Genomic DNA, 22200 nt, shown 5'->3' with positions numbered 1-22200 from the left:
GCCTGTTGAGGGCGGGGTTTTTTCAAGCTAAAAAGCGGAAGTTAGATAACTTCTACTTCTTCAGCCTGCATGCCTTTCTGGCCGCGGGTAGCGACGAAAGAAACCTGCTGGCCTTCTTTCAGGCTCTTGAAGCCGTCAGCCTTGATGGCTTTGAAGTGTACGAACAGGTCGTCACCGGATTGTGGAGTGATGAAGCCGAAGCCTTTTTCATCGTTGAACCACTTAACGGTACCGGTTTGGCGATTGGACATTGGATGTCTCCTTGGACAAAGTTAACTACGGTTCAGGAAACGCCCTGGCCGAGACTGAGTGCAAAGAGCAGGAAAATTCATGAAGATGTGTTGATCGAAATCTTGCATCAGGTAGAGATTCTCAGTGACATTGTGCAGCACAGTGACGCCACCTTAACCCTTTTTCCAGAACGTGCCAATGGTCTTGTTGAGCTTTCGCGCAAATGCATGACTGACGGTGCATGTCGCGCCTGTCCAAGTGCCATCCGGCCGCTATCTGACGGCCACCGCTGCACGGAACTTTGAACCCGGCGCCCGGCCCGGTAAGATGCGCATCAGATTTTTTCACCTCGCTATTTTCAGGACACCGCCATGAGCATCAAATCGGACAAGTGGATTCGCCGCATGGCGCAAGAGCACGGCATGATCGAGCCTTTCGTCGAGCGCCAGATGCGCGGTGAGGGTGCCGACCGGCTGATCTCCTTTGGCGTCTCCAGCTACGGCTACGACGTGCGTTGTGCCGACGAGTTCAAGGTGTTCACCAACATCAACTCGGCGACCGTCGATCCGAAAAACTTCGATGCCGGCAGTTTTGTCGACATCAAAAGTGACGTTTGCATCATTCCGCCGAACTCCTTCGCCTTGGCACGCACGGTCGAGTACTTCCGTATTCCTCGCAACGTGCTGACCATTTGCCTGGGCAAGAGCACCTATGCCCGTTGCGGCATCATCGTCAACGTAACGCCGCTGGAGCCGGAGTGGGAAGGTCACGTCACTCTGGAGTTCTCCAACACCACGACGTTGCCGGCCAAGATCTACGCCAATGAGGGCGTGGCACAGATGCTGTTCCTGGAGTCAGACGAAGAGTGTGAGGTGTCGTACAAGGATCGTGGTGGCAAGTACCAGGGCCAGCGTGGCGTGACCTTGCCGCGCGCCTGAGGCGACGAAGCGAGGGAATTCCGGGTGTATGCTGTACTCCAATGAAGGTCGCCGGTGCACACTACGTGTACCGGCCCTGATTGGGAGTGACTGATGAAAATCGACCCGACCCTCAGCGCCAAGCTGGCGATACTGCAGCCCAACCAGGTTGGTGTGCTGGCATGGTCGCTGCTTGCGCACCCACATCCTGTCAGTGCAGGCGGGATCCCCGGCCAGCCGGACCCCGACACCCCGAATACCCCTGAGCCGGGCACGCCACAGCCGATGGAGCCGGGCGAGCCGACGTTGCCTGACGAGCCGCCGCCAGCGCCTGTGGCTTGAGCCGTCGTCCCTTCACGTGACCTTACTTCAGGTTGCCGCTGAGGAACTGACGCAGGCGTTCACTTTTCGGGGCTCCCAGTACCTCCTGCGGCGACCCTTGTTCCTCGACCAGCCCTTTGTGCAGGAACAGAACTTGGCTTGAGACTTGCCGTGCGAAGGCCATCTCGTGGGTGACCATGATCATGGTGCGACCTTCCTCGGCGAGCCCCTGAATTACCCTGAGCACCTCGCCAACCAGTTCCGGGTCGAGCGCGGAGGTCGGTTCGTCGAACAGCATCACTTCCGGCTCCATGGCCAGCGCACGGGCGATGGCCACGCGCTGTTGTTGACCGCCGGAGAGAAAGGCCGGGAATTGCTCCGCCAGTTGCGGGGCAAGGCCTACTTTGTTCAGGTACTTCCGGGCGCGTTCCTCTGCTTCGTGTTTGCTCACCCCGAGCACGCGGCGTGGCGCCATGCTGACGTTCTCCAGCACGGTCATGTGGCTCCACAGGTTGAAGTGCTGGAATACCATGGCCAGCCGTGTGCGGATTCGTTGCAGCTCATCAGGATCGGCGACGTGCATGCCGTGACGGTCATGACGCATTTCAACGGGTTTGCCATCAAGGGTCATACGACCATCATCAGGCTGTTCCAGAAAGTTGATGCAGCGCAGGAAGGTGCTCTTGCCCGAGCCACTGGCGCCGATCAGGCAGATGACATCACCCGCGTTGGCTTTTAGCGAAACACCCTTCAAGACATGATGTTCGCCATAGCTTTTGTGCAGGTCTTCGATTGTCAGTTTGTACATGCGCGGCTCTCAACTCTCAAGGCGATAACAGGTAGCCGCTGCGGTAGGCCTCACGACCTGCCACGTGGGCAATGACCATGCCGGCAGTCGCCATACGCCGTAACGAGCGCGCATAGAGCAGGCCGGGTTGCGTGTTACATACTGGGGTTACGCGATCGTTGAGTGGGTCGATGACCTCGGCGATCAGCTCGCCTGCCTGCAGGTATTGGCCCGGTTTGGCGTGGAACACCAATAGCCCCCCCAATGGTGTTGCCACCGGCTCTACGCCTGCCAGCGGCGTGGCGGGGTAGCGCAGCGCGGGCAGTGGGGCCGTTTCGCCTTCGATGGCACCGGCATGTACCAGGTAGCGCAGGATCGCTTCACAGTCGGTCTGGGCCAGTGGGTGGCTGACGTCGCCTTGACCCCGTAGCTCTACCGTGACGGAGAAGCTGCCTTGGGGGATCGGGTAATGCTTGCCGAAGCGCTGTTGCAGTTGCCACCAGACAAGGGTGAAACACTCGTCGAAGGATTGGCCACCGGAGTCGGTTGCCAGCAGGCTGGCCTGCGCGCCAAGGTAGCGCGACAGCGGCTCGACCTTCGGCCAGGCCTCTGGCGTGGTGTACAGGTGTTCTACGGCCTCGAAGTCGCAGTGCAGATCGAGGACCATATCGGCATCGCATGCAAGGCGCTGGAGGGTCAGGCGCTGCGACTGCAGGGGTGTCAGGGCTGAATGCTCTTCCAGGGCCCGGCGCAGGCTTTGACGAATCAGCTCGATGTTGTGTTGTGCATCCCGCGTCAGTCTGGCCTCGATCTGATCGCCGATCACATCGCTGAGATCGACGAAGTTTCGATTGAAGTTTTCCCCGCTTTGCAGCTCGTAGCGGCCCAGTGGAACGTCCATGAGCACTTGTTCGAGGCCCACCGGGTTGGCAATGGGTACCAGAACGATTTCTTGTCGCAGGCGCCCCTGGGTTTCCAGTGTGCTCAAACGTTGCTTCAAGTGCCAGGCCACCAGCATGCCGGGCAGTTCGTCGGCATGCAGTGACGCCTGGATATAGATTTTACCGGCGCCTTTGGGGCCGAAATGGAAGCTGTGGATTTGCCGGGCGATACCTGGTACCGGGGCCAGGATTTCGTGGGTTTTGTGATGCATGAACAGTCCTAGTGAGCAGGGCCTAGAAAGGCCAGCCAGCGTCGTTCGGCCAAGCGGAACAGGCCCACAAGGGCGAAGGTCACGCTCAGGTAGATCAGTGCAGCGATACCGAACGACTGAAATGTCAGAAATGTAGCCGAGTTGGCGTCGCGGGCGACCTTGAGGATGTCCGGGATCGTGGCGGTAAAAGCCACGGTGGTCGAGTGCAGCATCAGGATCACCTCATTGCTGTAGAACGGCAGCGAGCGCCTAAGGGCCGACGGCATGATGATGTAAGCATAGAGTTTCCAGCCGCGCAGGCCATAGGCTTTGGCTGCCTCTACCTCGCCATGGGCCATGCTGCGGATTGCTCCGGCGAAAATTTCCGTGGTGTAGGCGCAGGTATTCAGGGCAAACGCCAGGATGGTGCAGTTCATCGCGTCGCGAAAGAAACTGTCGAGCAACGGTTGCGCGCGCACGGCCGCGATGCTGTAGATGCCGGTGTAGCAGATGAGCAGTTGGATATACAGCGGGGTGCCACGAAACAGGTAGGTGTAGAACTGTACCGGCATGCGGATCCAGAAAGACCGCGAAACCCGTGCGATCGACAAGGGAATGGAGACGAGAAAGCCGATCAGCAGTGAGGCCGAGAGCAGCCACATCGTCATCGCCAGCCCAGTGATATGGGTACCGTCTGTGTAGAGAAAAGCACGCCAGTATTCCTGCAGCAGTTCGATCATCGTAGTGCCTCCCGGGTACCTGCGTTGTAGCGCCGCTCAAGCCAGCGCAGGGCAACGTTCGAGGCACTGGTGATCATCAGGTAGATCAACGCCGCCAGCACCAGGAAGTAAAACAGCTGATAGGTACTCTTGCCGGCGTCCTGGGCTGCCTTGACCAGGTCGGCCAGGCCGATGATCGACACCAGCGCGGTGGCCTTGAGCATGACCATCCAGTTGTTGCCGATACCCGGCAAGGCATAACGCATCATTTGCGGAAAGACCACAAAGCGAAAGCGCTGGAAGCGTTTGAGGCCATAGGCTGTCGCCGCTTCGACCTGGCCACGGGGAACCGCGAGAATCGCACCGCGAAAGGTTTCGGTGAAGTAGGCGCCATAGATGAAGCCCAAGGTGATGACCCCGGCCGCGAACGGGTCGATCTCGATGTAATCCCATTCCAGTGCTTCGGTCAGGCTGGTCAGCCAGGTTTGCAGGCTGTAGAAAATCAGCAGCATCAGCACAAGATCGGGTATTCCACGAATCAGTGTGGTGTAGACCTGAGCGGTAATCCGTAGCACGCGTACGGAAGAGAGTTTGGCGCTGGCGCCGAGCAGGCCCAGGCCGACGCTGACCAGCAGTGACATCAGCGACAGATTGATGGTCATCCAGGTGCCTTTTAACAGCAGTGGGCCGAAACCCTTCAAGCTGAATGCCGAGAGCCCCAGATGCTGCAGCAGGTCTTCGAACATGACATGACCCTATGGCCGTGGTGAAAAAACAGTATTCGGCAGTGCAGGAGCCGACGGCACTGGCGATTCAGGCGTATGCACTGAACCGCCAGTGCGCAGGAGCCTCCCTTGGCAAGGCCGGCTTCTGCGGCTTACTTGCCGCTGTACAGGTTCAGGTCACCAAAGTGTTTTTTCTGCAGTTTTTCGTAGGTGCCATCATCGTGTAACGCTTTGATACCTTTGTTGAGGAGTTTTTGCAGCTCGCTGTTACCTTTGCGGATACCGATGGCTGTCTTGGACGGTAGCAGTTCGCTGTCGACGGGCTTGCTGACTTCATAGCCGCTGCCCTGTGGGGTTTTCAGGAAGCCCAGTTCAGCCTGCAGCATGTCCTGGATCGAGGCATCGAGGCGTCCAGAGATCAGGTCGGCGTAAACCTGATCCTGGTTTTGATAGGCCTGGGTCTTCACCCCGACCTTGTCCAGAACGGCCTTGGCGTAGGCCTCCTGAATGGTGCCTTGTTCATAGCCTACGGTCTTGCCGGCCAGTGAGGCTGGGTCGGCGCTCAGGCCTGCGCCTTTCTTGAAAACCAGCGAGGTTGGGCCGGAGAACAGTTCATCTGAGAAGTCGATCGCTTTTTCTCGAGCGGGCGTGACGGTCATCGACGAGATCACACCGTCGAACTTGTTGGCCTTGAGGCCCGGAATCATGCCGTCGAAGTCACTTTCAACCCACTTGCATTTGACCTTCAACTCCGCACAGATCGCATTGCCCAGATCAATATCGAAGCCCACCAGGCTGCCATCAGCGGCCTTGGATTCAAACGGTGCGTAGGAAGGGTCGACGCCGAAGCGCAACTCCTTGTACTCCTTGGCCATAGCAGTGTTAGCGGCCAGGCACAATGCAAGTGCGGAAAGCGTCAGCCATGCTTTTTTCATTGTGTTGTCCTTGCGTCCGAGGGGGTGCTTTAAGTGTGTCCCGGCCGTTACCGACCGAAGTGAGACATCAATGTGATAGCAAATTTCGCACCATATCTGCGCATGGCCTTAGCAGGCGCTGAACCAGGCCTGTCGCAAGGAAACTGTAGTGCCTTTAATGCCCAGGAATGGAACAGGGTAAGAGGCAAGGCGCACCGAGAGCGCCTGACTGTTACTTTCAGGCCTCAATAGCGTGCGTCGACCGCTTTCCCAGGATTTGGGCAATCTTTGATGTTTTTTGATGTGAGTATCAGGCGCAAAGCCGAGGCCAAGCTGGCCCTGGCTTTGTGGGGGGGGATGCACCGTGGTGCGCCCTTGATCGGGGCAAGGGCGCAAGGCAGTTATGAGGCTATCGACCCGGCACCAAGGTCAGGCGTTTGCTGCCATAGGCACGTTCGAAGTTTTGTGTCTGCATCGGGAAGCTGACGTAGCGGCCTTTGAACCAGGCATCCAGCCCGTCGGCAAAGTGGCTGCTGGCTGGGTTGCCCGACTGCCCGCTGCTACTGATGCCTTGCAGGGGTTCGGCCAGGCCGAAATCCACCACCATGCGCATGGACGGCATCAGGCGCGCATTGAAGTCCTGCCCCCAGGCATAGGCTGAACTGTTCAGCGTGGTGTGGTCTCCGCCTGCGGCCAGCGGCCCACGGTTGAGCGTATCGCCCAGGCCATGGAAGCTGGCGACCGGCCAACGGTACAGATGCAGCTTGCCCCATTGCCAGGTACGGTGGTCGCTACCCACTTCGCGCTCACCGACGTTGATCGCAGCCGCCAGGCTACGCGCGAGGATCGTCGGTTTGTCCTCTTTCTGCGCGGTGTTGCGGTCATCCCAGAATGGGCTGTCGTCACGTCCGAGCAAATGATCGGCCTGTGCCGAGTAGGAAAGTCGGGCGTTACTGATAAAGGCCTGCCAGGCAGCGCCGGTCTCCGGGCCCAATTCATCGAGGAAGGTCAGTTTGGCACTTTCCTGCAGGAACAACTGGTACAGCGCTGCGTCAGCCGAGGTGGCACTGAGACGGCCATCAAAGGCCATCAGGCGGTCGTAGGCTTCGTGGGCCTTGGCGCGTTGATCCTGAGGCAGGGCGTCGATAGCCTGTTTCAAAGGCTGGGCCATGCCCGGCGCCTGGAACATGCTTTTGAGCTTGGCAGCGAACAGTGTGGTCTGGTCGTTCTGCATGGTCATCAGGCTACGGCTGTCATGTTTGCCGTTGGCTGCCATCTGCGCCAGGCGCTCCGCACGCTCGGGGTAGTACCAGGTGTTGGACAGTTGCATGCCGTAACCGCGCGGTACGCTGCGCTGGTTGGCGTTGCCCAGCCAGCCCTGAGGCGGGTCCTGGTCATAGGGATGGAGCATCGGGTCGGCATAGCCGTCCCAGTCGTAACGTCCTTCCCAGCCGGGCGAAGGCAACAGACCCTGGCCTTCACGGCGGTTGGGGAAGTGGCCGGTGACCTGCCAGCCGATATTGCTGGCATCGGCAAACACCAGGTTCAGTGCCGGAGCACCAATCTCGCGGCTGGTTTCAAAGGCGCCTTCGACGTTGGCCTTGCGCGACAGGTCGAAGAACGCATCGAGGCTCTTGTCGCCTTTGAGCGTCGGGGTTTGCAGGGCAAGGGCAAGGCTTGCGTTCTGCGCTGGGTTGAGCAGGGCGCCATGACGGGTGTCATACAGGGTGTCGCGGATTGGGCGCTGCCCCTTGATGAAGAATGTTTCGTTACGGGCCATGGCCGGTTGCCATTTGCCGTCTACCTGATAGAACAGCCGGTTCCCTTCACGGCGGATTTTCTCCAGGAACAGGTCCTGGTTATCGCCCATGACCGCACTGGTGCTCCAGGCCAGCTTGCCGTTGAATCCAGACAGCACCAGTGGAAGGCCTGCAAGGGTGAAGCCGGCAGCCTGATATTTCGGCGCACGGATCTGTACCGGGCTCAAGGCCCATGCACCTTGGCTGTCACTGGCCAGCAGGCTTTTGCCACTGCGGCTATGCGGTGCGGCTATGGCCCAGTTGCTGGAGCCGGGGGCGCCGAGCAGGTTGAATGCAGCCAACTGCTGGCTCACGGCGTTGAGTGCAGCCAGGTTGGGCAGTTGGCTGCTCAGCTTCAGTCCGCCCAGTTTATCGGCTTCAGCATGCGGAAGTGGTTCATCCGGATAGTTCGGCAGCAGCCAGGCCAGCTTGTCGCTGCCGACTTTCTGCGCCAGCACCAAGGCCGCGAGTTCTTCCTGCAGGTTTACCGACTGGCTGAAGTTGTAGAGGCAGAAAATCAGCGCCGAGTCTTCCGGCTTCCAGTACTCCGGACGGTAGCCGGTCTGGGCCAACGGGGCTGGCAACTTGTCGCGGTAGCGGAACAGATAGGCGTTGACCCCGCGTGCATAGACTTCAAAGAAGCGTTTGAGGCGTGGTGATGCGTCGGCGTAGAGCTGGTTGGCGCTCTGCTTCAGGTTGACCGCACGCATCAGGCGGTCGACTTCCAAGGCATCTGGGCCGGCCATTTCTGCCAGGCGTCCTTGGGCCAGCAGACGCATGCCAACCATCTGACCAATACGGTCGCCGGCCTGCACATAGCCCAGGGTGAAGAGTGCGTCATGGAAGGTGCTGCTCTCGATCAGCGGCATGCCCATGGCATTGCGCCGCACCGAAACGTTCTGCGCCAGACCCTTGAGAGGTTGTACACCCGTGGTCGGCGGTACGCTGTCGTGGTAGCCGCCCATCTGGCAGCCGCCGAGGCTGAGTAGCCCGAGCATCGCTGCGGCAACGCCGAATCGGGGAAGAAAAGGGGGTAAGGCTGGCGAGGCCATGGTAAGGCTCCTGCAGGGTATGGCGGCGGAAAGGCGCTACGTTAGTGAGCGCGACCACACCATGCAAGCGGGGGCACAGCCTTTATTTTCAACGTGCTGCACCCCTTGCCTGTGACTCAGGGTTGTGGCGGGTTGATCTTTTCGACCAAGGCGTAGGCCCGCTGTGTGGCAGGACGCGCCTTGATGCGCTCGAACCAGGCCTTGAGTGCCGGGAAATCATCGAGGTTCTGGCTCTGCCACTGATGGGAAACAATCCACGGGTAGATGGCCATGTCGGCGATGCTGTACTCGGCTCCAGCGACGAACGGTCGGTCGGCCAGGCGTTTGTTCAGCACGCCATACAAGCGCGCGGTTTCATCCACGTAGCGTTTGATTGCATAAGGGATTTTTTCGGGCGCGAACCGGTTGAAGTGGTGGTTCTGGCCGGCCATCGGGCCCAGGCCGCCCATTTGCCAGAACAGCCATTGCAGGGTTTCCTGGCGGCCACGCAGATCCTTGGGCAGGAAGTGTCCGGTTTTTTCCGCAAGGTACAGCAGGATGGCGCCCGATTCGAACAGCGACAGCGGCGCCTGATGGTCGGCCGGATCATGGTCGACGATCGCTGGAATACGGTTGTTCGGGGCGATCTTCAGGAAGTCGGCAGCGAACTGTTCGCCTTTGCCGATGTTGATCGGGTGAATGCGGTAGGGCAGCCCGGTTTCCTCAAGAAACAGGGTAATTTTGTGGCCATTGGGGGTAGTCCAGTAATACAGGTCGATCATGGCACGCTCCGTCGAGGGTTCGGCAGCGACAATGTCGCTGCCGCCAGGCTGCGCTTGGGCACAGCGGTCGCCTTATGGATATCACAAGGTGCGACCTCGATGCAGCGTTGATCTACGCGGCTGCCCTCAGGCCCCGTGGCACTTCTTGAATTTCTTGTTGCTGCCGCATGGGCATGGGTCGTTACGGCCAACGTCCTTCAGGGCATTGCGTACCGGCTCTTGAGGCGCGTGGTTGCAGTGCGGGCCATGGACATGACCATGGTCGTGATCGTGGTGATGGTCATGATCGTGGTTGCAATCGGGGCCATGAACATGAGGTTGCTGGGTCATTGCGGTTACTCCGGAATAAAATCGCCGGGAATTATCTCACCACTGCGTGATAAGTGCAGGCTGCGTGGCCAGAAAAATCCGCTGCTCAGGTCGCCATCCAGTCGGTAGTGGATCGGTCGTTCAGGATGCTTGAGCAGCTTGACGACGTCCTTGAGGTGTTCCCAGAGGTTGGTCCTTATTGGCACCTTGAATGTCTTGTGACTGTGGGCGGCCACATTGACCCACTGGTCGGACTCGCCCTCGGCCAGCGTCAGCTCATTCAGCCGCACCTTGTAGCGCAGTGCCCTGACCAGCAGACGTGAATCGTTGGGGTTGTCGATGCGAAAATGCAGTACGAACTCTTGTTGCAGCAGACGTGCCTTGACGGTTTCGACCTTGACCAGATGAACCTCTGGGTCTTGGTAGGGAGTTCCGAACCAGCTCGCACAGCCACTCAATAGTAGAAGGCTTATCAGCATGAGGCTGGTTCGAATAGGCATCAGGCTAGCTTCCTAGATAGCTGGCACAGCACTTCTTGAACTTCTGTCCGCTGGCGCAGGGGCAAGGGTCATTGCGCCCGGCTTTCAATCCAACCGTTGGGTCGATGAAGTACCAGGTACCCTTGTTCTGCACAAATGCCGAACGCTCGCGATGGGCGTGCTCACCGGTGCTGTCATGCCAGCGTGCGGTGAAGGTCACGAAGGCATGTTCCGGTTGTCCGCCAAAGACTTCCGCAGATTCCACGTCCAGCCCCAGCCAGGTGCTCTGCGTACTCCACTCGGCAATGGCGTTGCGGTCCAGGCCTGCTTGCTGAATGGGCAGGGTGGTTGCCACCAGGTAATCGACCAACCCCAATACGTAGGCGCTATAGCGCGAACGCATCAACGTCTGTGCGTCAGGGGCCGGCGAGCCTGCGTGATAGTGGCCGCAGCAGGCATCCAGCAGGTTGCCGCTGCCACAGGGACAAACCGTGACACTCATTGTTCTACCACCAGTACTTTCCAAAATTCTGCGGGTTGGCCCAGAACTTGGCATTCAGCCAGTCCGGAACCTGCTTGTATTCTCGTAGATCATAGGTGAACAGGCTTAGCACCTGTTCGTCGCGTTGGAAGCGTTCACTGGCCTGGAGGGCCAGGGCGAAGAAGTCGGTGTCTTTCCAGCCGCACGCAGGCAGATCGGCCAATACCGCAACCCGACTGGCGTTGAGGTTTCGGATACCGCCCAACAGCTCCAGGCCTTGGCGTCTGGGCAAATGTTCCAGGCAGTCGACCAACAGTGCCAGATCAAAGCGTTGCGAGGCCAGTTCAAGGGGGAGGGGGCCGGGATTGGTGACGTGAATCTCAGCCTGCGGGTGGGCTTGCGCGAACGCATCCAGAGCCGGGAAACGGCTGCCTACGACCAACAAGCGTTGCGGTGCCTGGCGCTCCAGCAGAGCAGCCAATGCCTGCTGTGGGGTGCGTTGGGAAAAACTCTCGGTCATCAGCAGTCCTCAAATCAGATAATCCAAGACTACACTGAGTCATGGCTTATTGCTGGCGGAGTTGGGGTGTGCGGTCTTTACTCAACGGAGCATCGCTTATGCACCGATTCCCCGAGGAGACGCATCAAATGAGCATAGTACGCACAGCATTACCTCTGGTTCTGCTAACCAGCGTGTTGACTGGTTGTGCAGGTTTGCAAAAAACCGACTGGCCTAAGTGTGCCGCCGTCGGAGGCGTCGGTGGCGCGGCGTTGGGTGCGATCGAGAGTTCCAGCTGGGCAGGCTGGGGCGCGTTGCTCGGTGGCGGCCTGGCAGCCGGCTACTGCTGGGCCCATGGCGACGGTGACGAAGATCACGATGGCGTGCCGGACAGCCGCGACAAGTGCCCGGGCACACCGCGTGGCGTTCAGGTCGATGCCAACGGTTGCCCACCTGCACCGGTTGTTGAGCAACCGGTAGTGGTCAAGGAAGAAGTGATCGTTATTCGTGATGTCCGCTTCATGTTCAACTCAGCCAAGCTGACCGCCGCTGATAAAATGCGCCTGGACAAGGTTGCCAGTCGTCTGAAAAGCGAGGCGCCGGGCGCCAGGCTGAGCGTGACCGGGCATACCGACAGTGTCGGCAGCGATGCCTACAACCAGAAACTGTCTGAGCGCCGCGCTTATTCAGTGACCGATTATCTGGTTGAAAGCGGCGTACCGCGCAGTAGCTTCGTATCGGTACGGGGCGCAGGCGAAAGTCAGCCAGTGGCTGATAACAAAACAGACGATGGCCGCAGCATGAACCGCCGGGTGGAAATCCGGATCGAGCGCTGAGCCTCTATCAGGTCCACGGCCCCAGACGTGCCGTGGGCCTGCCGTTGTCTGTGTGTCAACGCAGATGCAGAAGCCTTTCCGATGGCGCTACCCTCTGGCGCAAGTCGGGAGGCAGGGTTACTGTTGCAGGCGATGCCAAGGGATTGAGGTCTTGGTATTGCCAATAAAAAGAACAAGTCGAGAGGGGCGGGCGCGTATGAAGGTGTTCTGGGGCCTGGGCAAGGCCTTGACAGTGGTGTTCTGGTGGGTGGTGTTGATGAATCTGCTCAGTCCTGCGGAAAAACCCTTCCACCTGCTGATCAACGCCGCTGGGGCGACATTGTTGGCATTGCATGTCCTGGAAGTGCTGGTGTTCAACCGTCTTCTGCGTGAGCGCAGCCATCGTTGGTTCGACCGTCTGCAGATCCTGCTTGTCGGTGTTTTCCACATCCAATCGATACCGACACCGCGCCAGGAGGCAGGTCATGCGTAAATTCATGGTTTTGCTGACATTGGTCAGCCCATTGGCAATGGCCGAGAGCCTGAGTGTCGGAGCGCATTCGGTACTGCGTCTGCCCAACAAAAGCAGCGTGGTTCAACTGGAGCGCCTTGATGTGGCGGACTACGGGACCTTGCTGTTGCCGGCCAGTTTGACCGAACTGAATGTCGGCTCGTTGCGCCTGGGCCGAGAGGCGCGGATCGCGGTTGTACCGGCTGCGCAGGCGCTACGTATTGAAGCTGGCGCTGCCGAGTTGGCGGATGGCAGTCAGATCCTTGCCCACGGTGCCCCCGGGACATTCGAGAAAGCTGCCATGCCGGGACGAGACCTTGAGCTGCGCCTGCATCGTTTGCAGGCCGTGCAACTGTCGATTGACGCTCGCGGAGGCGCAGGTGCGCCTGGGTATGTCGGGCTTGATGGGGCCAATGGCAAGGCCGGTGGCTGTACCTGGGGGCAGGCTGAACCCGGGGCGAACGGCCAGAACGGTGGTGATGGCCATGACGGCGCAGCAGGTGGGCGTGTGCTGTTGGCGCTGCCCGCCAGCTACCCCGAGGCTCAGATCAAGGTGCGAGTGGATGGTGGGGCGCCGGGCCTGGCTGGGGCTGCCGGTAAGCCGGGGAAAGGCGGGGCGAGCAAAGGGTGCTTTGTGTACCGTACCCAAGGCGGCGCGAGCGGTAAACCTGGCGCACCAGGGCAGCCCGGTTTGGCGGGCGCCGCAGGCGCTTTCACACTGAAGCGTTTGTAACAATCTCGGCGGGGGCGGCACGTACGCAGCGTCTGTATCGCTGGCACGCTCGCCTCCTGCCGATCAGCCTTGTGATATCACACCAGCAGACGTGAAGAGGCCACCGCTACCACGGCCAGGCCCAGCAGCAGGTTTACGCCGACCAGTCGACGAATCCGCCCGAGCACACCGGCACCTGCCGACCAGTCTTCAGCCTGTACGGCCTTGCGCAATGCAGGCAGCAGCAACGTCTGGATACGAATAAACAGCGCCAACATGGCGATAGCGCCGCCAATCATCACCTGTACATAGCGTGGGGCCGTTTCAAAACCGGCAAAGCGCAGGTGCAGCATGCCCATGCCGCTGATCACCAGCACTGCGACGGCGACCCAGACCCATACGAAAAAACGCTGAAACACTTCTACCCAGAGGCGCAGGCGAGCAGGGCCGTCCAGGGCGGCAACAGCGGCCGGGCGCAGTACCAGCCAGGCGAAGAACATGCCGCCGACCCAGACCAGGGTGGCCAGAACATGCAGGCTATAAGGGATGGCAAAGGCGGTCATCGGGAACTCCGTTCAGCGCAAAGGGCAATAGCGGGTTATGATAGCGGCCCAATCGAAACACTGAAAATATATCCAGCCCTTCGGGCGCCCCGACACCATGATCAGCAACGAACTCAAATCCCAAATTCAGGGCGCCTACTCGCGTTTTCTCGAAGCCAAGAGCCTCAAGCCGCGCTATGGCCAGCGCCTGATGATTGCCGAAGTCGCCAAAGTATTGGGCGATATCGAGTGCGACGACGAGGGACGACGCAGCGGCGACCCTGCGGTGGTGGCGGTCGAGGCCGGTACCGGTACGGGTAAAACCGTGGCCTACAGCCTCGCTTCGATTCCGGCGGCCAAGGCTGCTGGCAAGCGCCTGGTGATTGCCACCGCCACGGTTGCCCTGCAGGAGCAAATCGTATTCAAGGACCTGCCGGACCTGATGCGCAACAGTGGCCTGAACTTCAGCTTCGCCCTGGCCAAGGGGCGTGGGCGCTACCTGTGCCTGTCCAAGCTCGACCTGCTGTTGCAGGAAGGCCATGCACAGTCGGCGACGGCCCAGTTGTTCGAGGAAGAAGGCTTCAAGATCGAGGTGGACGAAGCCAGCCAGAAGCTCTTCACCAGCATGATCGAGAAACTTGCCGGCAATAAATGGGACGGTGACCGCGACAGCTGGCCTCAGGCTCTGGAGGATCAGGACTGGGCACGGTTGACCACTGATCACAGCCAATGCACCGGCCGACATTGCCCGAATTTCCAGCAATGTACCTTCTACAAGGCCCGTGAAGGCATGGGCAAGGTCGATGTCATCGTGACCAACCATGACATGGTCCTGGCCGACCTGGCCCTGGGCGGTGGTGCAGTGCTGCCCGATCCGCGCGACACTATTTATGTCTTCGACGAAGGGCACCACCTGCCGGACAAGGCCATTGGCCATTTCGCGCACTACACGCGTTTGCGCTCCACCGCCGACTGGCTTGAGCAAACGGCCAAGAACCTGACCAAGCTGTTGGCCCAGCATCCACTGCCGGGCGACCTCGGCAAGCTGATCGAACAGGTGCCGGAGCTGGCGCGAGAGATCAAGACGCAGCAACAGTTCATGTTCACGGCCTGCGAGCAACTGGCGGATTTCCGTGCCGGTGAAGACATGGAGGGCCGTGAGCGCCCGCGTCACCGTTTTGTGGCTGGCGTGGTGCCTGAGCACATGCGGGAAATGGGTATTGAACTGAAGAAAGGCTTTTCGCGCCTGAACGACCTGTTCACCCGCCTGACCGAGTTGCTCAAGGAGGGTATGGATGGCGAGGTGAACATCGGCATCGCCAGCCATCAGGCTGAAGAGTGGTACCCGCTGTTCGGCAGTTTGTTGATGCGCGCCCAGGGCAACTGGGAACTGTGGACTGCCTTTACCGCCGAAGATCCCGAGGACAGCCCGCCCATGGCGCGTTGGCTGACCTTGGCCGAAAGCGGCGCATTGTTTGACATTGAGGTTAACGCCAGCCCGATCCTTGCCGCCGAAATGCTCCGGCGCAACCTCTGGAGCGTGGCCCATGGCGCACTGGTTACCTCCGCTACCCTGACAGCCCTCGGTAAATTCGACCGCTTCCGCATGCGTGCGGGTTTACCCAAGGCCGCTGTGACTGCGGTTGTGCCGAGCCCGTTTCACCATGTCGACGCAGGCGTGCTGCGTGTGCCTGACTTGCGCGCCGACCCGCGTGATGCGGCTGCACATACAGCCGCGATCATCCGCGACCTGCCTGAGTTGGTCGAAGGCTCGCGGGGCTCGCTGGTGCTGTTCTCGTCGCGTAAACAGATGCAGGACGTCTTCGATGGCCTGGACCGTGATTGGCGCAAGCAGGTGTTTATCCAGGGCAACCTGTCCAAGCAGGAAACCTTGAACAAGCACAAGGCGCGGGTGGACGGTGGCGATTCCAGTGTGCTGTTTGGTTTGGCCAGTTTTGCTGAAGGTGTCGACCTGCCGGGGGCCTACTGCGAGCACGTGGTCATCGCCAAGATCCCCTTCGCGGTACCTGATGACCCGGTTGAAGCCGCGTTGGCCGAATGGATCGAAGCGCGAGGCGGTAATCCGTTCATGGAGATTGCTGTCCCGGATGCGTCCTTGCGCCTGATCCAGGCCTGTGGTCGCCTGCTGCGTACAGAGGAAGACCGCGGCATCATTACCCTGCTTGATCGTCGCGTGGTCACTCAACGCTATGGCAAGGCTATTCTCAACGCATTGCCACCTTTTCGCCGGGAAATTTCCTGACGCCCGGAGCTTAATGTACCTGGGCGTTGTCTATCACTGAGATCAAGGCCCCACCCGGGTCATCAAGGAGAGCTCCAGCCTTATGCTTCACCGCACCCTGCCTGCCGTATTCGCCCTGTTGTTCGCTCAGCCGCTTCTGGCCGGGCAACAGACGCTGTTCAGCTTCGTTCGTCCGACCGCCGTGGTGCAGGTCGCGACCGAGGATGCCAGCTTGCCGCAGTACAATGCAGAGCAAACGGCGGAAGGCGAGGTGCTGCGGCGTGTGGTTTTCAACCCGGCGCAGCGTCCGAGCCTGCGCCTCAGCCCGCAGACGGGGGCCTGGGACTGGTCAAATGCAAGCGCCATGACCTTGCGCCTGCAAAGTGCAATGGATTGGGCGTTGACGCTGGATGTCACGCTCCAGAGCAGCGATGGCAAAACCCTTACCAGTCGCATCGACCTGCCTGCCGGCCCTGCACAGACTGTATGGGTGCCGCTCAAGGCCAGTTCACCGCTGAGCCAGGGCATGCGTGCCGGGCCGCCGATGCCCTGGGTGCATGAGGGCCAGCGCGTGTTGCTGACCAGCAGTGCGGGCGAACTGGACCTCTCGCAGGTGGTGTCGGTGACCTTGTCGATGACCAAGCCCAATGTCGCGCAAAGCGTGCTCATCGAGCGTTTCGGCACACAGGACGACGATCAACTGCAAAAGGCCGCTTATGCCGGCATTATCGATGTCTATGGCCAGTTCAGTCGTGGCCGCTGGCCTGAGAAGGTGACCAGTGATGAGCAACTGCGCAGCGCTGCTGCCAAGGAACAGCAACAGCTCAAGGGGTGGCTGGCTGAGCGTGCCAAGTTGCCGCTAGATACCTTCGGTGGCTGGAAGGGCGGGCTGGCCTTTGAGGCCAAGGGCTTCTTTCGTACCGAGAAGCGCGACGGTCGCTGGTTCCTGGTCACACCTGAAGGGCATCCGTTCTACTCGCTGGGGGTCAACACCGTGGCTGCAGAGGGTGGCCGTACCTATGTCGAGGGCCGTGAGGCTATGTTTACGAGCCTGCCGCAAGGCCAGGAGCGGTTGGCGTCCCTCTATGGTGAAGGGAACAATCACGATGGCAATGGTTCCTCCCGTGGTCGCGCGTTCGATCAGGGCCGTTGGTTCGATTTCTATGCTGCCAACCTTGAGCGCAGCTACGGCCAGCCCTGTGCCGATGCCAGTCACTGTCCTGCGGTGAGCCTTGATGCCAAGCGCTGGCAGTCTCATGCCCTCGACCGATTGCAGGCCTGGGGCTTCAACACCTTGGGTAACTGGAGCGACCCGGCCCTGGGGCAACTTGGTCGCGTGCCTTACACCCTGCCGCTGGCCATCGTGGGCGACTACAGCAGTATCAGTACCGGGATGGATTGGTGGGGGGCCATGCCCGACCCGTTTGATCCGCGTTTTGCGATGGCGACCGAGCGCGCAGTGGCCATCGCTGCGCGTGATCACCGGGATGATCCCTGGTTGATCGGATACTTCGCGGATAACGAACTGGCCTGGGCGGCACCGGGCGACGACCCGAAGGCCCGCTATGCCTTGGCGTTCGGTACATTGCGCCAGACTACGGACGTGGCCGCCAAGCGCGCATTTCTCAAGCAACTGCGAGACAAGTACCGCAACCAGGAGGGGTTGTCCAAGGCCTGGGGCATCCAGCTGACGGCCTGGGAACTCATGGAAGACCCGGGATTCGAGGCGCCACTGCCTAATCCTGAGCACCCCGAGATAGAAGCGGATTACCAGTATTTCCAGAAGGTATTTGCGCAAACCTACTTCAAGACCATCGACGACGCGTTGAACTGGCATGCGCCCAACCACCTGTTACTGGGCGGCCGCTATGCGGTGAGCAGTCCGGAGGCGGTTGCAGCCTGTGCCGAGTACTGTGATGTGATCAGTTTCAATTTCTACACGCCCACGCCTCAAGATGGCTATGACTTCACTCAGCTCAAGGCACTGGACAAGCCGGTACTGGTGTCCGAGTTTCAGTTCGGCTCAAGGGACCGTGGGCCGTTTTGGCCCGGGCCAATGGAGGTTGCCCGGGAAGAAGACCGAGGGCCTGCCTATGCGAACTTCCTCAAGGCCGCTTTGGCCGAGCCTATGATTGTTGGCGCGCACTGGTTCCAATACATGGACCAGCCTGCCAGCGGACGTTTGCTCGACGGTGAAAACGGTCACTTTGGTCTGGTCGGCATTACCGATGTACCGTTCCAGGGTTTTATCGGTGCCGTACGCAAGGCCAACCTGCAGGCTCAGGAACAGCTCGCCAAGTAGGGTTCAACTCTCGGCTCCTGCGGTTGTTGCAGGAGCCGATCTGGGCGGTATTGTCCCGCGCAACCATTCGCCAGCTATCTGTTCCCAAATCGGCGTCAGGCTGGAACAATGCACGCCATTTAGAACACGGGTTGTGCAGGGAGTCGGCGGGTGCAGATTCAGGGTCATTACGAACTTCAGTTCGAAGCAGTACGCGAAGCCTTTGCCGGTTTGTTCGACGATCCTCAGGAGCGCGGCGCAGCGCTGTGTATTCAGGTTGGCGGAGAGACGGTGGTCGATCTATGGGCCGGTAGCGCTGACAAGGACGGCGAGCAGGCCTGGCACAGCGACACCATCGCCAATGTGTTCTCCTGCACCAAGGCCTTTACTGCCGTGACTGCACTGCAACTGGTCGGTGAGGGCAAGTTGCAGCTCGACGCGCCAGTGGCGCGCTACTGGCCGGAGTTCGCAGCGGCAGGTAAAGAAGCCATCACCCTGCGCCAGTTGCTTTGCCATCAAGCCGGCCTGCCTGCCATCCGTGAATTACTGCCTGCCGAAGCGTTGTACAACTGGCAGACAATGGTCGATACCCTTGCCGCCGAAGCCCCCTGGTGGACGCCCGGTACTGCCCATGGCTATGCCGCGATTACCTTCGGTTGGCTGGTTGGCGAATTGATTCGCCGCGCTGATGGTCGGGAGCCGGGTACCTCAATCGTTGCACGTACCGCACGGCCATTGGGCCTGGATTTCCACATCGGCTTGGCCGATGAAGCGTTTCACCGCGTTGCTCACGTCGCCCGTGGCAAAGGTGTGATGGGGGATGAAGCGGCCCAGCGCCTGCTGCAAGTGACCATGCGCGAGCCCCAGGCATTATCGACACGAGCGTTTACCAACCCGCCTTCGGTGCTCACCAGCACCAACAAGCCAGAGTGGCGCCGTATGCAGCAGCCAGCGGCCAATGGTCATGGCAATGCCAGAAGCCTGGCCGGTTTCTATGCCGGTTTGCTGGAGGGCAGCCTGCTTGAGGCGGAGCTTCTGGATGAGTTGACCCGCGAGCACAGTATCGGCCAGGACCTGACCTTGCTGACGCAGACCCGGTTCGGCCTGGGCGTGATGCTGGATCAACCAAACGTTCCCAATGCCACCTTTGGCCTCGGGCGCAGGGCGTTCGGGCACCCGGGAGCGGGTGGTTCGGTTGGCTTTGCCGACCCTGAATACGATGTTGCCTTTGGCTTTGTCACCAACACCCTGGGCCCCTATGTGTTGATGGACCCGCGTGCCCAGAAACTTGTACGGGTGCTAGCGACGTGCCTGTGACCAGTCATGTCGACCAGGTGCTGGAACCCATGGCCCATTTTGCTTTCCAACGGCCCGGCTGTATCGGCCGATTCTTAATCCTTTTTACGGTGTATCGTTGATGTACTCTCATAAAACGCTCGCGCTTGCTTTGTGCCTTGCGGTAACCGGATGCGCCCAGCACCCGCAGAACGCTTCGGCGAAAAACGATCATGGCTGGTGGCCATTTGGTGGTAGCGAAAAGGTTGCTGATCAGGATGTGAAAAAAGCGATCGATGAGAAAGTGGCCAAGGCCGACGCCAAGTCTGAAAGTGAGAGCCACGGGTGGTGGCCATTTGGCGAGAGCAAGAAGGTAGATGCACCTAAAGCCTTGAAGATGCCTGATCCGAAGGTGACCCAGGCCTGGCTCGACAACTATGAACCGCGCTTGCGTCAAGCGATCAAGGGCAGCAAGTTCGAACTGGAGCGCCGTGATAATGTACTGGTCATCACTGCGCCGGTTGACAGCTCATTCAACCCTGATCGCCCTGCAATGTTGCTGCCGGTCACGTTAGGGCCGATCACTCAGGTGGCCAAGGTCATCGAGAGCGATCCCAAAACAGCTGTTTTGGTCGTGGGGCATGGTGATACCAGCGGTGCGACAGCGGCTAACCAGAAGACCAGCCAGGAGCGGGCACAGTCGGTGGCAGCGATTTTCCGTCTCAGCGGCCTGCAACGTGACCGCTTGATGCTGCGTGGCATGGGCTCGTTGATGCCGCGTGCGGCCAATGACAGCCAGAAAGGCCGTGCGTTGAACCGTCGGGTGGAGATGGTACTGACCCCGCAAGACACCATGCTGGCGTTGCTCAGCAAGTACAGTCAACCAACGCCAAGCCCGGCTGAGCTGGTTGCGGTACAGGATGCCAAAGCACCGGCCAAGGTCGCAGCCAAACCATCGGCCAAGACGCCGACCAAGAAAGCCGCGGCGGCCAAGAAAACCGTAGCGAAGAAGAACACCGCGGTGAAGAAGGCTGCAGCCAGCAAGCCAGCTGCCAAGCCAACGGCCAAGAAAGCGCCAGCGGCGAAGGATGTTGCTGCCGTCAGTACCGCGAAGACCAACTGATCGTCAAGGAACGCTGCTATGACCCAGACCCTGGCCGATATGCGCCGTGACTACACCCGTGATGGACTGGCTGAAGCCCAGGCACCGAGCGAGCCGTTCGTTCTGTTCCACCAATGGTTCGCTGAAGCTGTTAAAACCGAACAGCCACCTGTAGAGGCCAACGCCATGACCCTGGCGACGGTCGATGCAGATGGCCGTCCACATTGTCGCGTGTTGTTGCTCAAGGGGTTGGATGAGCAGGGTTTCACGTTCTTTACAAACTATGACAGCGCCAAGGGCATGCAACTGCTGTACAACCCTTATGGCGCCATGACCTTCTTCTGGCCAGCCCTGGAGCGGCAGGTGCGCATTGAAGGCAAGGTGGTCAAGGTGTCGCCACAGGAGTCCGATGCGTACTACCAGGTTCGCCCTTTGGGCAGTCGCCTGGGGGCCTGGGCTTCACCGCAGAGCCAGGTGATTGCAGACCGTGCAGAGCTCGAAGCGTTGCTCAAGGACACTGAGCAGCGCTTCAGCGACAGCCAGCCGCATTGCCCTGAGCATTGGGGCGGTTACCGTTTGCTGCCCGATCGCATCGAATTCTGGCAGGGGCGCCCAAGCCGTTTGCATGACCGCCTCAACTACCGCTTGGTGGATGGGCACTGGGTGCGTGAGCGCCTGGCGCCTTAACTCGCCTGATACCCGGCAGCTTCGCGTTCCAGCCAGGCTGCCAGGTCACGGCGTTTGACCTTCTGGGTCTTGGCGCTGTCTAACCGCTGTAGCATGTACTCGCGCTTCAGGGGATCGCTACCTGCCAACGAGAGCGCCAGGTCACGGTCCGACCAGCGCTTGATGCGGACGTAGAGCCACCAGTGGAAGTACAAACCCGCGACGGTAGTGGCCGCGATGATGAAGTAATCCATGTTTATCCCTGCGCAGTAAAAACAGTTTTTACAGACCGGTCGATGGGCCGCCTGTACGGATGCTGTATGGAAGCAATTTTATACTGCCGCTGTCGTGACAGCCGTCAACGCGCGGAGTCTAATGGCAACTTGTCTTTTGGAGATGATCCTATGCGTAAATCTGTTCTGCTGGTAGCGTCCGTGACCACCCTGTCACTGCTTCTTGGTGGTTGTGCGTCCAGCCTGACCGGTGACTCCTACTCCCGTGATGAGGCTCGGCGCGTGCAGACCGTACGCATGGGGACCATTGAGTCTCTGCGACCGGTGAAAATCGAAGGTACCAAGACGCCCATCGGTGGTGGTGCGGGTGCCATCGTTGGTGGCGTAGCCGGCAGTGGCGTTGGTGGTGGCCGTGGCAGCGTAGTGGCCGCCGTGATTGGCGCGGTTGCCGGCGGCCTGCTCGGCTCTGCGGCAGAAGAGGGCATTACGCGTACTCAGGGTGTTGAAATCACCGTGCGCGAAGATGACGGGAGCATGCGCGCCTATGTGCAACAGGTTCAGGAAAACGAGATTTTCCGCGTGGGTGACCGTGTACGCATCATGACCGTCGACGGCACCAGCCGCGTGACTCGCTGATACCCCGGCGCATAAAAAACAAAACCCCGACGCGGCTTGGCCGGTCGGGGTTTTTTATT

General features: G+C 59.9%; 25 protein-coding genes. 11 read left to right on the top strand and 14 right to left on the bottom strand.

The features are described from left to right. Nucleotides 1-41 precede the first annotated feature (41 nt). Entirely contained in the window at nt 42-251 is a 210-nt protein-coding gene (locus EKA13_RS16610) for a cold-shock protein (RefSeq protein WP_009396490.1), read from the bottom strand. 351 nt (nt 252-602) lie between these two features. Here EKA13_RS16610 and dcd point away from each other — a divergent pair, with 351 nt between their 5' ends. Together dcd and EKA13_RS16600 are read left to right on the top strand one after the other, a co-directional pair. Further along, a complete protein-coding gene (dcd, locus tag EKA13_RS16605) occupies nt 603-1169 on the top strand; it encodes a dCTP deaminase (protein WP_065760448.1) in 567 nt (188 codons plus the stop codon). A gap of 93 nt (nt 1170-1262) precedes the next feature. Then, the gene (locus EKA13_RS16600) at nt 1263-1490 is read left to right on the top strand and encodes a hypothetical protein (protein WP_065760447.1); all 228 of its coding nucleotides are present in this window, start codon (nt 1263-1265) and stop codon (nt 1488-1490) included. 22 nt (nt 1491-1512) lie between these two features. Here EKA13_RS16600 and EKA13_RS16595 read toward each other — a convergent pair whose 3' ends face one another. From EKA13_RS16595 to EKA13_RS16545, 11 genes are all read right to left on the bottom strand, one after another. Beyond that, nucleotides 1513-2277, bottom strand: a complete 765-nt coding sequence (locus tag EKA13_RS16595; RefSeq protein ID WP_065760446.1) for an ABC transporter ATP-binding protein — start codon at nt 2275-2277, stop codon at nt 1513-1515. Between the two features lie 16 nt (nt 2278-2293). Continuing rightward, the gene (locus EKA13_RS16590) at nt 2294-3409 is read right to left on the bottom strand and encodes a succinylglutamate desuccinylase/aspartoacylase family protein (RefSeq protein ID WP_065760445.1); all 1116 of its coding nucleotides are present in this window, start codon (nt 3407-3409) and stop codon (nt 2294-2296) included. A gap of 8 nt (nt 3410-3417) precedes the next feature. Further along, nucleotides 3418-4128 (bottom strand): ABC transporter permease, encoded by a 711-nt coding sequence (locus EKA13_RS16585; RefSeq protein ID WP_065760444.1) that lies wholly within the window; start codon nt 4126-4128, stop codon nt 3418-3420. Further along, the gene (locus EKA13_RS16580) at nt 4125-4853 is read right to left on the bottom strand and encodes an ABC transporter permease (protein WP_065760443.1); all 729 of its coding nucleotides are present in this window, start codon (nt 4851-4853) and stop codon (nt 4125-4127) included. The genes EKA13_RS16585 and EKA13_RS16580 overlap by 4 nt, the downstream gene beginning before the upstream one ends. A 131-nt stretch (nt 4854-4984) precedes the next feature. Beyond that, nucleotides 4985-5767: a transporter substrate-binding domain-containing protein gene (locus EKA13_RS16575; protein WP_065760442.1), complete on the bottom strand. Its 783-nt coding sequence runs from the start codon at nt 5765-5767 to the stop codon at nt 4985-4987. 388 nt (nt 5768-6155) lie between these two features. Further along, nucleotides 6156-8597 carry a penicillin acylase family protein gene (locus EKA13_RS16570; RefSeq protein ID WP_065760441.1) on the bottom strand — a complete coding sequence of 814 codons (2442 nt, stop codon included), beginning with the start codon at nt 8595-8597 and terminating at the stop codon, nt 6156-6158. A gap of 116 nt (nt 8598-8713) precedes the next feature. Next, complete coding sequence (locus tag EKA13_RS16565) at nt 8714-9358, bottom strand: glutathione binding-like protein (protein ID WP_065760440.1); 645 nt, start codon at nt 9356-9358, stop codon at nt 8714-8716. 126 nt (nt 9359-9484) lie between these two features. Beyond that, on the bottom strand, nt 9485-9688 hold the full coding sequence (locus EKA13_RS16560; protein WP_083199829.1) for an SEC-C metal-binding domain-containing protein: 204 nt from the start codon (nt 9686-9688) through the stop codon (nt 9485-9487). Between the two features lie 5 nt (nt 9689-9693). Beyond that, complete coding sequence (locus tag EKA13_RS16555) at nt 9694-10167, bottom strand: LEA/WHy family protein (protein ID WP_065760439.1); 474 nt, start codon at nt 10165-10167, stop codon at nt 9694-9696. 4 nt (nt 10168-10171) lie between these two features. Next, nucleotides 10172-10648, bottom strand: coding sequence for a YchJ family protein (locus EKA13_RS16550; protein WP_065760438.1), 477 nt, complete (start codon nt 10646-10648; stop codon nt 10172-10174). A gap of 4 nt (nt 10649-10652) precedes the next feature. Further along, nucleotides 10653-11147, bottom strand: coding sequence for a DUF6231 family protein (locus EKA13_RS16545; protein ID WP_065760437.1), 495 nt, complete (start codon nt 11145-11147; stop codon nt 10653-10655). Nucleotides 11148-11275: 128 nt separating this feature from the next. Here EKA13_RS16545 and EKA13_RS16540 point away from each other — a divergent pair, with 128 nt between their 5' ends. The 3 genes from EKA13_RS16540 (at nt 11276) to EKA13_RS16530 (ending at nt 13185) form a co-directional block, all read left to right on the top strand. Next, nucleotides 11276-11962 carry a PA1041 family peptidoglycan-binding anchor lipoprotein gene (locus EKA13_RS16540; protein WP_065760436.1) on the top strand — a complete coding sequence of 229 codons (687 nt, stop codon included), beginning with the start codon at nt 11276-11278 and terminating at the stop codon, nt 11960-11962. Between the two features lie 196 nt (nt 11963-12158). After that, a complete protein-coding gene (locus EKA13_RS16535; protein ID WP_065760435.1) occupies nt 12159-12434 on the top strand; it encodes a DUF1145 domain-containing protein in 276 nt (91 codons plus the stop codon). Beyond that, on the top strand, nt 12427-13185 hold the full coding sequence (locus EKA13_RS16530) for a collagen-like triple helix repeat-containing protein (protein WP_065760434.1): 759 nt from the start codon (nt 12427-12429) through the stop codon (nt 13183-13185). Before EKA13_RS16535 ends, EKA13_RS16530 begins: the two co-directional genes overlap by 8 nt. Nucleotides 13186-13262: 77 nt before the next feature. Here EKA13_RS16530 and EKA13_RS16525 read toward each other — a convergent pair whose 3' ends face one another. Further along, nucleotides 13263-13727 carry a CopD family protein gene (locus EKA13_RS16525; RefSeq protein WP_065760433.1) on the bottom strand — a complete coding sequence of 155 codons (465 nt, stop codon included), beginning with the start codon at nt 13725-13727 and terminating at the stop codon, nt 13263-13265. Nucleotides 13728-13824: 97 nt separating this feature from the next. Here EKA13_RS16525 and dinG point away from each other — a divergent pair, with 97 nt between their 5' ends. From dinG to pdxH, 5 genes are all read left to right on the top strand, one after another. Further along, the gene (dinG, locus tag EKA13_RS16520) at nt 13825-15969 is read left to right on the top strand and encodes an ATP-dependent DNA helicase DinG (RefSeq protein ID WP_065760432.1); all 2145 of its coding nucleotides are present in this window, start codon (nt 13825-13827) and stop codon (nt 15967-15969) included. Between the two features lie 82 nt (nt 15970-16051). Then, nucleotides 16052-18250 carry a beta-galactosidase gene (locus EKA13_RS16515; protein ID WP_065760431.1) on the top strand — a complete coding sequence of 733 codons (2199 nt, stop codon included), beginning with the start codon at nt 16052-16054 and terminating at the stop codon, nt 18248-18250. A gap of 150 nt (nt 18251-18400) precedes the next feature. Beyond that, complete coding sequence (locus tag EKA13_RS16510; RefSeq protein WP_065760430.1) at nt 18401-19546, top strand: serine hydrolase domain-containing protein; 1146 nt, start codon at nt 18401-18403, stop codon at nt 19544-19546. Nucleotides 19547-19646: 100 nt separating this feature from the next. After that, nucleotides 19647-20627 carry an OmpA family protein gene (locus EKA13_RS16505; protein ID WP_065760429.1) on the top strand — a complete coding sequence of 327 codons (981 nt, stop codon included), beginning with the start codon at nt 19647-19649 and terminating at the stop codon, nt 20625-20627. 18 nt (nt 20628-20645) lie between these two features. Beyond that, a complete protein-coding gene (pdxH, locus tag EKA13_RS16500) occupies nt 20646-21293 on the top strand; it encodes a pyridoxamine 5'-phosphate oxidase (RefSeq protein ID WP_065760428.1) in 648 nt (215 codons plus the stop codon). On the opposite strand, the gene EKA13_RS16495 is transcribed toward pdxH, so the two are convergent. After that, on the bottom strand, nt 21290-21526 hold the full coding sequence (locus tag EKA13_RS16495) for a hypothetical protein (RefSeq protein WP_065760427.1): 237 nt from the start codon (nt 21524-21526) through the stop codon (nt 21290-21292). The two genes, pdxH and EKA13_RS16495, sit on opposite strands and share 4 nt — an antisense overlap. A gap of 150 nt (nt 21527-21676) precedes the next feature. Here EKA13_RS16495 and EKA13_RS16490 point away from each other — a divergent pair, with 150 nt between their 5' ends. Then, nucleotides 21677-22141 carry an outer membrane lipoprotein gene (locus tag EKA13_RS16490; protein ID WP_065760426.1) on the top strand — a complete coding sequence of 155 codons (465 nt, stop codon included), beginning with the start codon at nt 21677-21679 and terminating at the stop codon, nt 22139-22141. Nucleotides 22142-22200: the final 59 nt, after the last annotated feature.

Origin of the sequence: Pseudomonas defluvii (assembly GCF_001695625.1) — a bacterium.
Classification (GTDB): Bacteria; Pseudomonadota; Gammaproteobacteria; order Pseudomonadales; family Pseudomonadaceae; genus Aquipseudomonas; species Aquipseudomonas defluvii.
The sequence above is the reverse complement of the archived record's forward strand: the minus strand, read 5'-3'. Positions and strand labels throughout refer to the sequence as shown.